11 protein-coding genes are annotated in these 13444 nt (G+C 68.0%); 1 reads left to right on the top strand and 10 read right to left on the bottom strand.

The window, feature by feature from the left end:
* Positions 1-138 precede the first annotated feature (138 nt).
* Complete coding sequence (locus EV645_RS26855) at positions 139-1629, bottom strand: DHA2 family efflux MFS transporter permease subunit (RefSeq protein WP_130446794.1); 1491 nt, start codon at positions 1627-1629, stop codon at positions 139-141.
* 87 nt (positions 1630-1716) lie between these two features.
* Between EV645_RS26855 and EV645_RS26850 the strand changes: the two genes are divergently transcribed.
* A complete protein-coding gene (locus tag EV645_RS26850; protein ID WP_130446793.1) occupies positions 1717-2427 on the top strand; it encodes a TetR/AcrR family transcriptional regulator in 711 nt (236 codons plus the stop codon).
* A gap of 50 nt (positions 2428-2477) precedes the next feature.
* On the opposite strand, the gene EV645_RS26845 is transcribed toward EV645_RS26850, so the two are convergent.
* The 9 genes from EV645_RS26845 to EV645_RS26805 are packed head-to-tail and all read right to left on the bottom strand — an operon-like array spanning position 2478 to position 13429.
* Positions 2478-3290, bottom strand: a complete 813-nt coding sequence (locus EV645_RS26845; RefSeq protein WP_130446792.1) for a MerR family transcriptional regulator — start codon at positions 3288-3290, stop codon at positions 2478-2480.
* Positions 3291-3298: 8 nt separating this feature from the next.
* Positions 3299-4582, bottom strand: coding sequence for an amidase family protein (locus EV645_RS26840; RefSeq protein ID WP_130446791.1), 1284 nt, complete (start codon positions 4580-4582; stop codon positions 3299-3301).
* Positions 4583-4615: 33 nt separating this feature from the next.
* A complete protein-coding gene (locus EV645_RS26835; RefSeq protein WP_130446790.1) occupies positions 4616-5773 on the bottom strand; it encodes an amidohydrolase family protein in 1158 nt (385 codons plus the stop codon).
* Between the two features lie 44 nt (positions 5774-5817).
* Entirely contained in the window at positions 5818-7095 is a 1278-nt protein-coding gene (locus tag EV645_RS26830) for a M20 family metallopeptidase (protein WP_130446789.1), read from the bottom strand.
* A 17-nt stretch (positions 7096-7112) separates the two neighbouring features.
* Positions 7113-8690, bottom strand: coding sequence for an allophanate hydrolase (gene atzF / locus EV645_RS26825; RefSeq protein WP_130446788.1), 1578 nt, complete (start codon positions 8688-8690; stop codon positions 7113-7115).
* Positions 8687-10648, bottom strand: coding sequence for a 5-oxoprolinase/urea amidolyase family protein (locus tag EV645_RS26820; protein ID WP_242000681.1), 1962 nt, complete (start codon positions 10646-10648; stop codon positions 8687-8689). The genes atzF and EV645_RS26820 overlap by 4 nt, the downstream gene beginning before the upstream one ends.
* Complete coding sequence (locus EV645_RS26815) at positions 10642-11259, bottom strand: urea amidolyase associated protein UAAP2 (RefSeq protein WP_130446787.1); 618 nt, start codon at positions 11257-11259, stop codon at positions 10642-10644. The genes EV645_RS26820 and EV645_RS26815 overlap by 7 nt, the downstream gene beginning before the upstream one ends.
* Positions 11256-11861, bottom strand: coding sequence for a DUF1989 domain-containing protein (locus EV645_RS26810; protein ID WP_130446786.1), 606 nt, complete (start codon positions 11859-11861; stop codon positions 11256-11258). Before EV645_RS26810 ends, EV645_RS26815 begins: the two co-directional genes overlap by 4 nt.
* Entirely contained in the window at positions 11858-13429 is a 1572-nt protein-coding gene (locus EV645_RS26805) for an amino acid permease (protein WP_130446785.1), read from the bottom strand. Before EV645_RS26805 ends, EV645_RS26810 begins: the two co-directional genes overlap by 4 nt.
* Between the last annotated feature and the right edge of the window lie 15 nt (positions 13430-13444).

Genomic DNA, 13444 nt, shown 5'->3' with positions numbered 1-13444 from the left:
CCCTGGGCGCCCGAGCGGCGGCCAGGGGCTTCGGCATGTCCGGACTTCGGTGTGACATGTCCCACCGTGTGAAACCAACGCTTGTTGGGCACTGGCCCGCCGACGTCGCCGTGGATTGGTTGGCGAAGGAGGGTTTCGTCAGCCGTGACTGACCTCTCCTTCGCGCGCCCGCTTCGGGAGTAGGAAGGTGACGGCGAGGCTGACCACGAACAGGCCGATCGCGACCAGGACCGACGTCTTGGTGGCGCCGAGGAAGGCGTGTGACGGGAGCAGCTGGAAGAACACGGTGCCGATCACCGCGACGCCGATTGCTCCGCCGTACTGCTGCATGGCAGTCAGTACGCCGGACGCCGAACCGGCGGCTTGGTCGTCGATCGAGGCCAGGATGATGTCGAACAACGGCGCGAACACCAGGCCGGCGCCGATCCCGGTGGCGAGCGTCGCCGGCACCAGGTTCCAGATCGTCGTCGCGTCGCCGTAGGTGTGCAGCGTGAACCAGACGCCGGCCATCGCCACAGTCATCACCGCGACGCCGAGCTGTAGCGCCTTGCGGCCGAGCTTCGGGGCGAGCAGGCCGCCGGACAGCGGCGCGCCGATCGCGATACCGAGCGAGAACGGCACCATCGCGAGGCCTGCCTTCAGCGGGCTGTAGTGCAGTCCGAGCTGGGTGAACAGGTTGAACACCAGCATGAAGCCGTTCATCGCGAGGAAGAACGTGGTAATCACGCCGAGGCCGGCGACGTACCCGCGGTTGCGGAACAGCGACGGGTCGATGACCGGGTTGCCGGATCGGCGCTCGCGCCAGCCGAACAGCGCAAAGACGACAATCGAACCGGCCAACATCAGGATTGTCCACAATGGCCAGCCGAGCTCGCGGCCCTGGACGAGCGGGTAGATCAGCAGACCTGAGGCGAGGCTGACCAACAGCACGCCGGCGGTGTCGAGGCGGGAGGCGCCGGGCGTCTTCACCTCGGGCATGAACTTCAGCGCGCCGACGAGGGCCGCGATGCCGATCGGCACGTTGATGAAGAAGATGGTGCGCCAGCCGGCGTCGAACCAGTTCGCGTCGATCAGCACACCGGCCAGGATCGGGCCGGCGACTGCCGACAATCCCATCACCGGACCGAACATCGCGAACGCCTTGCCGAGCTCGTCCGACGGGAAGATCGACTTCAGGATCGCGAAGCCCTGCGGGATCATCACCGCGCCGAGCAGGCCCTGTGCGACCCGGCTGCCGATCAGCAGCTCCGGGCTGGTCGCGAATCCGCAGACTGCGGAGGCGACGGTGAACCCGAGGGCGCCGATCACGAACAACCGCCGGCGGCCGACCAGGTCGCCGAGCCGGCCGAAGGTGATCAACCCGATCGCGAAGGCCAGCGTGTAGCCAGCCAGCATCCACTGCATCGCGGACTCGGAGCCGCCGAGGTTGGCGCGGATCGAGGGGGCGGCGATGTTGACGATCGTCGCGTCGACCAGGTCCATGATCTCGGCGATGAGGATCGTCGCGAGCACGATCCAGCGCCAGCGGTACGGCGTACTCGCGGTGGTGGCAGCTGCCGCTGTGCCGTCTGTGGTGGCTGCGTCGTCTGTGGTGTCAGGCGGATTGTCTACAACTGTCGTGGTGCTCATCGTGGGCCCCCTCAGGATTTCGAACGGTGTTCGTTGACGAACACTGTTCTACTATCGAACAGTGTTCGCGTCAAGTACAGTGTTCGTATGACCCAACCCCCGTGGCAGCCGATCACCCCCGCGAAGCCCACCCGGACGCCGAAGGAGCCGCTCAACCGGGAGCGGATCGTCGACGCCGCGATGCGGGTGCTCGTGGAGTCGGGGTACGACGCGGTGTCGATGCGGAAGGTCGCCCAGGCGCTCGGCACCGGACCGGCGTCGCTCTACGCGCATGTCGCGAACAAGCGCGAGCTGGATCAGCTCCTGGTCGAGCGGGCCGCCGCGCAGATGAGGTTCGACGAGCCGGTGGATCCGGCCCGCTGGCAGGAGCAGCTCAAGGCGATGATGCGCGAGATGCTGCGCGCGATGCGGGCCAATCCGGGCGTGGCTCGGGCCGCGATCGGCGCCGTACCGCTGGGGGAGCGGGCGTTGATGAGCACCGAGCGGATGCTGACGCTGCTGAAGGCCGGCAACATCCCGGACCAGGCGGCGGCCTGGGCGGTCGACCTGATTCCGCTCTACGTGACGGCGGTCGCGTTCGAGGAGACGGTGCAGAGCGCGACGGACTGGAAGCCCGAGGATGTCGAGCGATTCATCAGCGGGCTCCGCTCGTACTTCGAGTCGCTGCCGGCAGACCGCTTCCCGCTGACCGTCGCGCTGTCGGGTGTGCTGACGTCCGGCGCCGCCGGTGACGAGCGGTTCGAATTCGGCATTGCCGTCATCGTTGCCGGTCTGGCGTCACTCGCCGAGAAGAACTGATCAACTGCGAGTACACCACCGCCAGTCTGGGCAAGCTGGCTGAATCGGGTCTAGTTGATTGGTTCCTGTAGTTCGGTGACCCAGCCGGCCGGGTCCTCGGGTGTGTCTAGGTAGAGCTCGCGCGCCGGTTCGACCGCGCGATGGTTGTTCTCGTCGATCCAGCGCGCCAACGCCTGCCAGGCCGGCAAGACCTGATCGATCGGTCCGCGATGTACCAGCGTCGCGGCTCGCATCGCCGGCAGGTCGATCACGTCGAGTCCGTTGAGGTTGCCCCCGGCATCGACCGCTGCCGGAACCGTTGCCCGTACGACGACCTCGTCCTCGGATTCGTGATTGCGTTCATACAGACAGGTCAACCGGCCGGACGGATGTACGTCGGCGTCGGGCAACCGTCGTCCGAGCTCTGCGCACAACGGCTGCACCACCGGCGTGATGTCCTCGGGCGTGAAGCTCGCCGCGGTCGCTGTCAGAGCAACCAGCCGTACGGCGGGAAGCTCCTTGACGACGATGTCCGCAGCCGGCACCTCGGCCTCCAGACCGCGCAACCGCGACTCGACCTGCGCGAGCCGCGCGTAGCTCTCTGCGACGGTTGTCTGCAATTCTGCTCGTCGCATTGTCAACAATGCGCGCATCTCGGTCGGACCGAGATCGTCTGCAATCAGCGCGCCGACCTGTTCAAGCGTGAAGCCGAGATCCTTGAGCGCGACGATCCGGTTGAGATCGGCGAGCTGCCCGGCGGTGTAACTGCGGTAACCGGTCGACGGGTCGACGTACGCGGGCCGCAGCAGGCCGAGGGCGTCGTAATGCCGCAGCATCCGAATCGACACCCGCCCGTGCCGTGCAAACTCGCCGATCGCGAACATGGGAGCAGTCAACCAGCCAGCAGTTCCGCGAACGTGATCGCGGTGTCGTCCTCGTGCCACGGACCGATCACCTGAGCGCCGACAGGCAGACCGCCCTGGGTGCGTCCGATCGGCATGTTGAGGGCGGGATGGCCGATCAACGAAGCGTGGGAGATCCAGAAAACCTGCGCTTCGTACGGCTGCCCGTCGATTGTCGTCGAGCCGTGCGGGAAGGCGACCGTGAAGCTGGTCGGACAGAGGAACACGTCGACGTCCTCGAAGTACCGCTGCCACTTGGCCCGCGTGATCATCCGCGCGCGTTCGATCGCGAGCAGCTCGTCGACGGTCATCCCCGTCGGTTCGCCTCCGTGCAATGCGAAGAACAGGCCGACCTGCTGACCGAACTCCTCAGCCTGTTCACCCGGATCCACCTCGTCCGGCCAGCCTTCGACGATCTTCGCCCCGCTCCGGGCGATCCGGTCGATCGTCTCAGCCATTGCGTCGCCGACCTCGCTGGAGACCGGCGCTGCCGGGTGATCGGTCACGACGCCGACGCGGAAGTCTTCCAGCCGCTGGTGCCGCGGCGGCGTCAGCGACCATGAGTACGGCGCTTCGGGGCCGGCGGTCGCACGGAGAGCGATGCGCAGATCGGCGGCGGAGCGGGCGAGTGGTCCGATTGTCGACAAGTTCGGCAGTTCGCTCGGCAGATACGGCGTACCGGGGACCTGGAAGCCGCGTTGCGGGACGAGGCCGTTGGTCGGCTTGAGTCCGTAGATCCCGCAGTACGCCGCTGGGAGCCGGATCGAGCCGACGAGGTCGGAGCCGTACTCGAGGTACGTGAGGCCCGCGGCGAGTGCGGCCGCCCCGCCGCCGCTCGAGCCGCCAGGGGTTCGACCGGGGTCGGCGGGGTTGTTTGTCCGCCCGTAGATCTCGTTCGCGGTCTGCCCGAAGTCGGCGAGCATCGTGTGCACATTGCTCTTGCCGACAATGATCGCGCCGGCCCGCTGCAGCCGCTCCACGACGGTCGCGTCCTCGTCGGCGACGTACTCCGCGAACGCCGGATTGCCCCAGGTCGAGTGCATGCCTGCGACGTTGAGACAGTCCTTCACCGTCATCGGTACGCCGTGCAGCGGGCCTACGGGCGGTGTCGCATCCGCGGCATCGGCCGCGGCGAGTGCGTACTCGGGCCGGACCTCGACTACCGCGTTGATTGTCTTATCGTCGACAATCCGCGCCAGCAGTTGTTCGGTCACTTCACGCGACTTGACCTGCCTCGTGCGGATCCGCTCGGCAATCTCTCCAGCTGTCGTCATGCGGCCGGTCTACGGCCTGACACAGTGTCAGAGTCAAACCTCGGAGCCGTTGTGAATCACCCGTCGGATCCGATCGTCGAGTGAGGTGCAGTCCAGCGAGGTTCCATCCAGCAGGACGAGATCGGCTCGCTTGCCGATCGCTACCTCGCCGCGATCGTCCGCAAGGTCGAGCAAGCGCGCCGCATCGATCGTTGCCGCCCGCAACGCCCCGGCGTCACCCAGCCCTGCAGCCGCCAGATGCCTGAGTTCCCACAGCGCTTCGGTGTGCGGCCGAACGGGATTGTCGGTGCCCATCGCGATCCGAACCCCAGCCTCGATCGCCAGCCGCATCGACTCCCGATGCGCCTCGGCCGCACCCTCAGGTGCATGCTCAGGATCGGACTGCGTGACGGACAATGTCGGCACGTACCAGGTCCCCGCCGCAGCCATCGCCGTGACAGCTGCCTCGTCCAGGTAGGTTCCGTGCTCGATGCTCGCCGCCCCGGCACGCGCGGCCAGTTCGACCGCTCGCGCTCCGTGGGCGTGCACCATCACCTTCCGGCCGCCGCGCCGCCGGGCTTCGTCCACCAGCGCGCTCATCTCGTCGGCGGTGAGCTCGACGTCGTGTAGACCCTTCCCGATCGCCATCGACCCGGTCGCGGTCACCTTGATCCAGTCCGCCCCGGCCCGCACCATCCGCCGTACGACGGCTCGCGCCCCGTCAGTCCCGTCGAAGATCGGATCCGGCAGCGAGGGATCCTCGAAGAAGTCGACCGGTCCGGTCCGAGGCGCCCACAGGTCCCCGATGCCACCCGTCGTACCCACCTGCCGCAGGCTGATCAGCAACTCGGGCCCGTCGATCCAGCCCTTCTCCACCGCCATCCGAACACCGGCATCGGCGCCCCACGCATCCCGCACGGTCGTCACACCCAACCGCAGCAGCGTCCGCAACACCGGCACCGCGGACAACGGCCGCACCGACCGCGGTGACCCGAACGGATCGAGCCGCGTCTGCGCAATACACACGTGCGTATGGCAGTCGATAAACCCAGGCACGATCAGCCCGCCATCGCAGTCAATCGCCTCGTCGCCATCCAGCCCGATCCCGACGCCGACGATCCGATCCCCGTCGACCACAACGTCCGCCGTACGCACCTCGCCCGAGGTGACGTCGAGAACCGAACCGGACTGCAGGAGAACGCGACGTGTCATCCGGGCATCCTGCCAACCGCCCGGCTCACGACCGCGGAGGTTGCCTACGCGAGAAGGCGGAGGGCTGCCAGGGCGTACGTGCGGGCCGCGGTGACGAGTTCGGCGACGGGGACCGACTCGTCCGCGCGGTGGGCCTGGGTGGTGACGGAGCCGGGCCCCAGTACGACGACGGGCACGCCGAGGTCGCGGGCGATGTAGCCGCCGTCACAGGCTGCGGTCCAGCCCGCGAGTGGCATCGGCTGGCCTCCGCCGTCGAGGCGGGCGGCTTCGGTGATGCGGACCAGATCGGCGTTGTCGGCGGTCTCGAAGGCGGGCATCTCCATCGGCATGGCGAGTTCGACGGTCAGGCCGCGGTCCTCGAGGTGGAGGGCAGCGACGCGGCGGCCTAGGTCGGCCAGGACCTCGGCGGGGGACTCACCGGGCAAGAGGCGGCGGTCGGCGACGACCACGCATTCAGCGGGGACGATCGAGCCGCCGGTACCGCCGTTGATCTGGCCGACGCTCCAGGTCGCCGGGCCGAGCAGCGCATGGGGTGCGGTCGCTAGTTCCGCGTGCAGGCGTTCGATCTCGGCAACGACGGCGGCCGCGCCGTAGATCGCGTTGGCTCCGCCGTCCGGGTTTCCGGCATGTGAGGCGCGACCGTGCACCGAGACCTGGAGATACGAGTCACCACGGGCGGCGATGATCGTCTGCAGATCAGTCGGCTCGGCGGTGATGCATCCGACGTACCTCTGCGACGGGCTGTTGATGGACGAGCTGGCTGAGCCATGCCTCGCCCCTGCCCTTTCCGCTTCAAGTCTATCGGCGGACGGCCCGGCAGCGCCTGGGTTATCCACAGCGGCTGCGATGTATGCGCGGATGCCCTTGCCGGTTTCTTCTTCGTCTACTACTGCGGCTAGTTCGACCGGGCCGGTCAGGGGAGTGTCGCGGAGGGCGGCTAGAGCGATGAGGGCTGCGGCGAGGCCGCCCTTCATGTCGGAGGCGCCGCGGCCGTAGATGCGGCCGTCGCGGAGGAGGCCGCCGTACGGGTCGACGGTCCAGCCGTCGCCGACCGGTACGACGTCGGTGTGGCCGAGCAGCAACAGGCCGGGATTGTTGCCTCCGGCAAGTGTGATCGTGACGTTGTCCCGGCCGGGTTCGACTGGTGACAGCTGTACGTCGAGCCCGAGCTCACGAGCCGCCGCGGCGAGGACGACCGCGGTGGCGGCCTCCTCGCCGGGCGGGTTCTGCCCGTGGGCACGGACCAGGTCCTGCGTGACCCGGACCAGCAGGTCCTCGTCGATCCGGTCCAGCACCTTCTGTTCGGCGGGTCTCAGGCTCATGCCCACCAACCTTAGGCTCAGCGGCCGGACAGGTACGCCCGCCAGCCTCCCGTCGAGGTGATGTCGCGGGTCGGGTCCGCAGCGTCTGCCGTGCACACGAAGCCGAGGACCTGTTGTCCGTCGGACAGTTCCAGCGGCCCGATCGCCAGCGGCGGATCGATGGTCGCGGCGAATCCGCCCAGCTCAGCCGCCGGCAGCCGCCACACCTCAACCTCGATCCCCGGACCGTCAGCACCCGTCAACGTCCGGGTCAGCCCCGGCCGAGGCCCGTCGACCAGATACATCCGGTACGACGACGCCGTACGGGCATCGAAAGCGAGCCGAGCACCGCGCCGTACCAGCTGGTCATTGAGAGGCTGCCCGGACAGATGCGCGCCCGCGACAGCCAGCAGAACATCGGTCTCAACAGCCGCGGTCGGCACAGGTTCACCGCACCACAGCGCCGCCAGATCGATCAGCGCATGATCGTGACCAGCCGGCGCCAGCAGTTGGATCCCGAACGGCAAACCGTCGGCACGATCCGGCCCCGGGAACGCGACCGCGCACAGATCCAGCAGATTGACCATGTTCGTGAACCGACCGAGCCGACTGTTCACACCGATCGGATCCGCCGCCACCTCGGCCAGCGTGGGATGCCCGGGCGTAACAGGCAGCAGCAGCGCATCGAGCTGCGTCCAAAGATGTTCACTCGCCCGAGCAAGCGTCGCGAGTCGATCGAACCCGGCGAAGGCAGCAGACGCCGTCAAAGCCGCACCGCCCCGCACGATCGCCCGCACAGTGGGGTCGACTGCAGGATTGTCGACAAGCTTGTCCCCGAACGCCAGCCAGCGCTCCGCCAGCCAAGGCCCGGAGTACAGCAGATCAGCCGCCTCCAACAGCGGCCGCACATCCACCTTCACGACCTCACCAAGCCGATGAGCCTCGGAAAGCGTGTCCTGCCAGGCGGCCTCGTGCAGCGGATCCAGGTCCAACCCCACATCCGGTACGCCGATCACGCGTCCACCGCGAGCGCGGGGTAAATCATCAGCACGTCGCGACCAGGCATCATCGGGGTCAAAGGCAACCATGACGTCGTACGCCGCCCGCGCAGTCGCCACGCTGCCGGCCATTACCGTCACGCAGTCGAGCGATCGGCAAGCCGGTACGACGCCGCGCGCCGACACAAGCCCGCGACTCGGCTTGATCCCGACGAGCCGATTGAACGCCGCAGGCACCCGCCCGCTGCCGGCCGTATCCGTGCCGAGCGCGAAATCGACCTGCCCACTCGCGACGGCGACCGCGCTGCCCGAGCTGGATCCGCCCGACACATGCCGCTCGGAGAAGACCGAGTGGCACGCGCCGTACGGCGACCGGGTGCCGACCAGCCCGGTCGCGTACTGATCGAGGTTCGTCTTCCCCAGCGGTACGGCGCCGGCCGCGATCAGCCGATCGACGACAATCGCATTGTCTACAACAGGCTGCGAGTTTCGCGGGTCCCCGGCCGTCGTCGGCACCCCGGCGAGATCGATGTTGTCCTTGAGCGCCATCGTCATCCCGCGCAGCGGCCCGTCCAGAGGCTCGACCGGGTCGACCCTGGTGATCCACTCGTTGTTCATGCGCCCCACCGAGCCCGCTCCGCCTCGAACGCGGCGCGGCGTCTGGCCCGCACGGTCGCAATGTCCACAGGTGCCTCCTGCTCGATCCGGCGTATGTCGGCGATCGAGAACGTCGCCGGTGTGGTCTTCAGGTCTGCCCGCCCGGCGGCGATCTCGGCCCGCTCGTGGGCGAGTTGCTCCGCGCTGACCGGCGTGAATCTGATCAGGTCGAACTGCCTCAGCAACCAAGGCTGCTCGTCGGTGGGGGAGAGCCGCCAGACCGGGACGGTGCGTCCGACCAACTGGTACCCACCGGGACCCTCCATCCCGTACACGCACAGGTAGATCCCGCCGATCCCGACCGCGTTCTGCGGGGTCCAGGTCCGGGCCGGGTTGTACTTCGTGGTGACGAGCCGGTGCCGCGGATCGACCGGTACCGCGACCGGCGCACCGAGATAGACGTCGCCGAGACCGACCACCAGGTACGTCGCGGCCTGCACGATCTCGAAGACCTCGTCCCGCGTGTCGAGATCGTTGACCCGCCGGATGAACTCGACATTGTCCGGGCACCACGGCGCGTCCGGCCGGACCGAGGTCGCGTACCGGCGCATCGCCTCGTGCGCCTCGGGGTGGTCGAACGCGATCGGCAGCACCACCTCGCGAGCCGGAAGCACCACAGTCTCAGGATCGTCCAGACCCGCGGCGAGGAACGCCAGCCGTTCCGCGAGTGTGGTCAAAGCGAGCCTGGACGAGTCGACCGCGACCAGTACGGACCGCACGCCTTCGACGATCTCCGCGACGCCCGCCGGCTGGTCCTGCCGCAGGGCTTGAGCCAGCAGGTGGATCCAGACGCGGACGGTGAGGTCGAGCTCGGCCGGTCCGGCCTCGACGAGTAGGTGTCGCTCGCCGGCACATCTGATCGTGTACGACGGTGCCGTCGCGGAACGCTCGCCGTGGTGCAGGATCTCCGGGCGGCTCGGCGTACCGGTTGAAACGGCAATGGAGGCTGGTTCCTGGCGCAGATCCGTCAGCCAACGGCGGCGGTGCTCGATCGCTTCTGTCGCTGCAACTAGTGTCACCGGAACTAGTTGCACTGCGTCGCCAGCGCGCAGTTGGCCGAGCATCCAGCGATCGGCCTCGATCACGACGGCGGGTACGACGAATCCGCCCAGGGACGGGCCGTCCTTGCCGACGATGACCGGGGTGTCGCCGGACAGCATGATTCCGCCGACCGGGTACGCCGAGTCGTGCACGTTCGACGGATGCAGCCCGGCCTCGCCGCCGTCGGTCCGCGCCCAGCCGGGAGTCGGTCCGATCAGCCGGACGCCGGTGCGGTCGGACCGATGGTCGACAATCCAACTGTTGGCAAAGAACTCATCGACACCTTCGTCAGTGAGATGCTCCGGCGCTCCGTGAGGTCCGGGGATCACGCGCAGCTGCCAAGAATCCGACATCGTCGGCAACTCCACCGACACCGGGGACAACAAGTTCTCCTGCCGACCGAGTGGCATCTGGTCGCCGGCCTCGAGCGGCTTGCCGCCGTGACCACCGAAGCCGCCGAGGATGAACGTCGACCGGCTGCCGAGCACGCGCGGTACGTCGAGCCCGCCCTGGATCGCGACGTACCCGCGCATCCCGGGACCGTCGAGCGGGCCGATGTCCAGCACCGAGCCGGCCGGCCACCGGACGACCATCCCTGGCCGGATGCGCAGATTGTCGACGGTCGCATTGCGGACAGCGCCGCCGACGCAGACCAGTCGGTCCTCGTCGCAGGTGAGCACCGGTCCGTTGAGCACACACTCGAGCCCGGCCGCGGTGTCCGGATTGCCGACCGCCGCGTTGAGCAGGGCGAACGTCAGTTCGTCGGCGGCCCCGGACGGCGGTACGCCGACATCCCACAGGCCGGGCCGGCCGGCGAGATCCTGCACCGTGGTTTGGGTGCCTGGGGCAACAACTGTGACGGCGGCCAACGTCACCACCAGCCCAGCAGCTGGATCGGCGTCGGATCCCAGCCGTTACAAGGATTGTTGACCTGCGGACAATTGCTGATCAGCACGAACAGGTCGCGACTCGCGGTGACCTCGACGTACTTGCCGGGCGCGGACAGACCGTCCTCGAACGTCAGGCCGCCGGTCGACGTCACCGGTACGTTCATGAAGAAGTTGATGTTGTGGGCGAGCTGACGCTGACCGATGCCGGCCACCGCGCCGTAGCGCAGGAACGTCTGCCGGCAAGCGTGCTGGTGGCGGGTGAACTCGCCGTACCGGATGACGTTGCTCTCCTGCGAGCACGCGCCGCCGACGGTGTCATGCCGGCCGCAGGTGTCGTCCGTGATCACGGCGAGCTCGTCGAGCCTGGTCGAGATCAGGCGCGATCCGGTGGTCAGGAACACGGCGCGCTGCTCGCGGATCGTGTCGAAGGCGGAGTACCGGTTGTCGATGTCGTGGGCGTCGTAGAAGAGCGTGTCGACGGCTTGGTTCCCGTGCAGGTCGACGATCCGCAGGCGCCCACCAGTTGGCACGCTGACGAGTGCGCCGTCGCCGGCTTCGACCACGGAGTCGAGGGCGACGGTCGTCGCGGTGATGGTCATGCGATCAGCTCCCGGGTCAGGCGCAATGCGCGGACCGCTTCCTCGCGCAGGTCGGGGTCTTCCACGTGTGCAGGCGATTCGAGCTGTACGGCGACGCCTGCCGCGGGGCCGTCCGACAATGCGTGGGGTGCGGTCGAGACGAAGATCAGGAGGTCCTGGTCGGCTCGGAGAGTCACGGTGTCGCCTGCATGGGCGTGGCCGGGGATGTAGGCGAGTGAGGCTCGTGGGTCGTCCGCGACGGCGACCTTGCTGAAGAAGTTGATGCAGCCGTGCAGGTCCGCTTCGCCGAAGCCGTGCTTGGTGAGTTCGAGCAGGAGGAGGCGATCGGGGAGCGCACCGGTGAGGCAGTCGTGCCAGTCGAGGGTTGAGGCGACGACGGTCGCCAGGGCGAGGCCGCGGTCCGACATCAGGACCATGCCGGGCTTGATGCGTGCGGACATCTGGGACTTCAGAGTGTCGGGGATGTTGAGGCGGTCGAGGCGGTCGGCGCCGACGATCAGTACGGTCGCGTTCGCGCCGTCGGCCAGTGCTGTCAGTGTGATCGTGCGTCCCGCACGCACCGGCGCCGACCAGGCGGCAGAACCAGGCATCTCGTGGTTCATGCGCTGGCTCCCTCTGCCTCGACGGTTGAAGCGGTGGCTGGGAGCGGCATGCCGATCGAGGCGTAGTACGCGCTGCGCTGGGTCCGATATGCGAGGAGTCCGCCAGCCGCTACGACGGCGAGGGTGATCAGCGGGAGGTAGTGGAGGTACCAGCCGTCGCCGGCCGGGTCGTAGACCTCGGCGCGTGGCCAGCCGAGGTTGATTGCCATCGTGAGTCCGTAGGCGACCGCGACAATGTTGACAATCAGACCAAAGCGCCCGAGCGAGAACAGCGGCCGGCCGTTCTCGTCGACTCCGGCGGGCAGACCGCCGCCGGTCAGGCGGCGTACCAGCAGGGGAGCCGTCACCATCAGATACGCGACGTAAAGCAGCATGATGCAGACGCTCGCGAGACCGAGGAACAGGCCCGCGTTCCCCACGTTGACGACCAGGCACACGGCGGCCAGCACACCAGGCACGACGGTCGCGGCGACCGGCGTACCGGTCCGCTTGGACACCTTGCGCAGCTCGCGCGATCCCGGCAGGACGTTGTCGCGGGCCATCGAGAAGATCATCCGAGCCGCAGCCGTCTGGATCGCCAGCGTGCACACGCAGACCGCGAGCGCGACGTCGAGCAGCAGCAGCTTCCCGGGCGTCGTACCGAGCCGGCTCGTCAGCACATAGGGGAGACCTTGCGTCGCCAGATCGCCGTCGGTCAATGAAGGCGCGGCCATCAGCGCTGCGATGATCAGGAACGCACCACCGATGCCAGAGGCAACGACCGCCCGGATGATCGTCCGTGGTGTCGTGGCGCGCGGTTTGTGCGTCTCCTCCGACAGTTCGCCCGCGCTGTCGAAGCCGACCAGCACGTACGCCGCCATCAACGCCGAGATCAGCAGCGGTACGACGTACCCGGTCGTGCTGTCCAGGTTCGTTGTGTGCAGTACGACGGACGGACCGCGCTCGGCGCGCATTGTCAGCAATACGATGATCAGAACGACGCCAATCAGCTCACAGGTGACGCCGACCGAGTTCACGATTGCGGTGATCCGCACGCTGGTCGCGTTCAGGAGAGTGGTCGCGGCGAGCAGGATGCAGCCGAGGAGTACGGCGTTCGCGGCGCCGTCCTTCGAAGCGAGCGCGGGATCGCTGCCGACCAGCTGGAACCCGGGCCACACTGCAGGCAGAACGACCTGCAGGGCGATCGCCGCGGTGGCCAGCGTGATGATCTGAGCGATCACCATCGTCCACCCCGCGAACCAGCCGATCACGGCGCCGCCGAGGCGACGGGCCCACTGGTAGATCGCGCCCGACAACGGGTACCGCGCGGCGAGTTCGGCAAAGCACAACGCCACCATCAGCTGGCCGGCGAGGACCGCGGGCCACGTCCAGAAGAACGCCGTACCGCCGAAGCCGAAGCCCAGGCCGAAGAGCTGGAAGACCGTGGTGAGAATCGAGACGAACGAGAAGCCGGCCGCGAACGACGCGTAGCTGCCGACCCGGCGCGAGAGCTGCTGGGCGTAGCCGAAATGGCTGAGGTCGTGCGCGCCGATTTGATCCGTGGTCAGTGTTTCGGGGGGTGCTGACATTCCGGCCTCCGCTTG

The organism is Kribbella rubisoli (assembly GCF_004217145.1).
Taxonomy (GTDB): Bacteria; Actinomycetota; Actinomycetes; order Propionibacteriales; family Kribbellaceae; genus Kribbella; species Kribbella rubisoli.
Note: the sequence above shows the minus strand (reverse complement) of the source record. Positions and strands in the feature narration are given on the sequence as shown.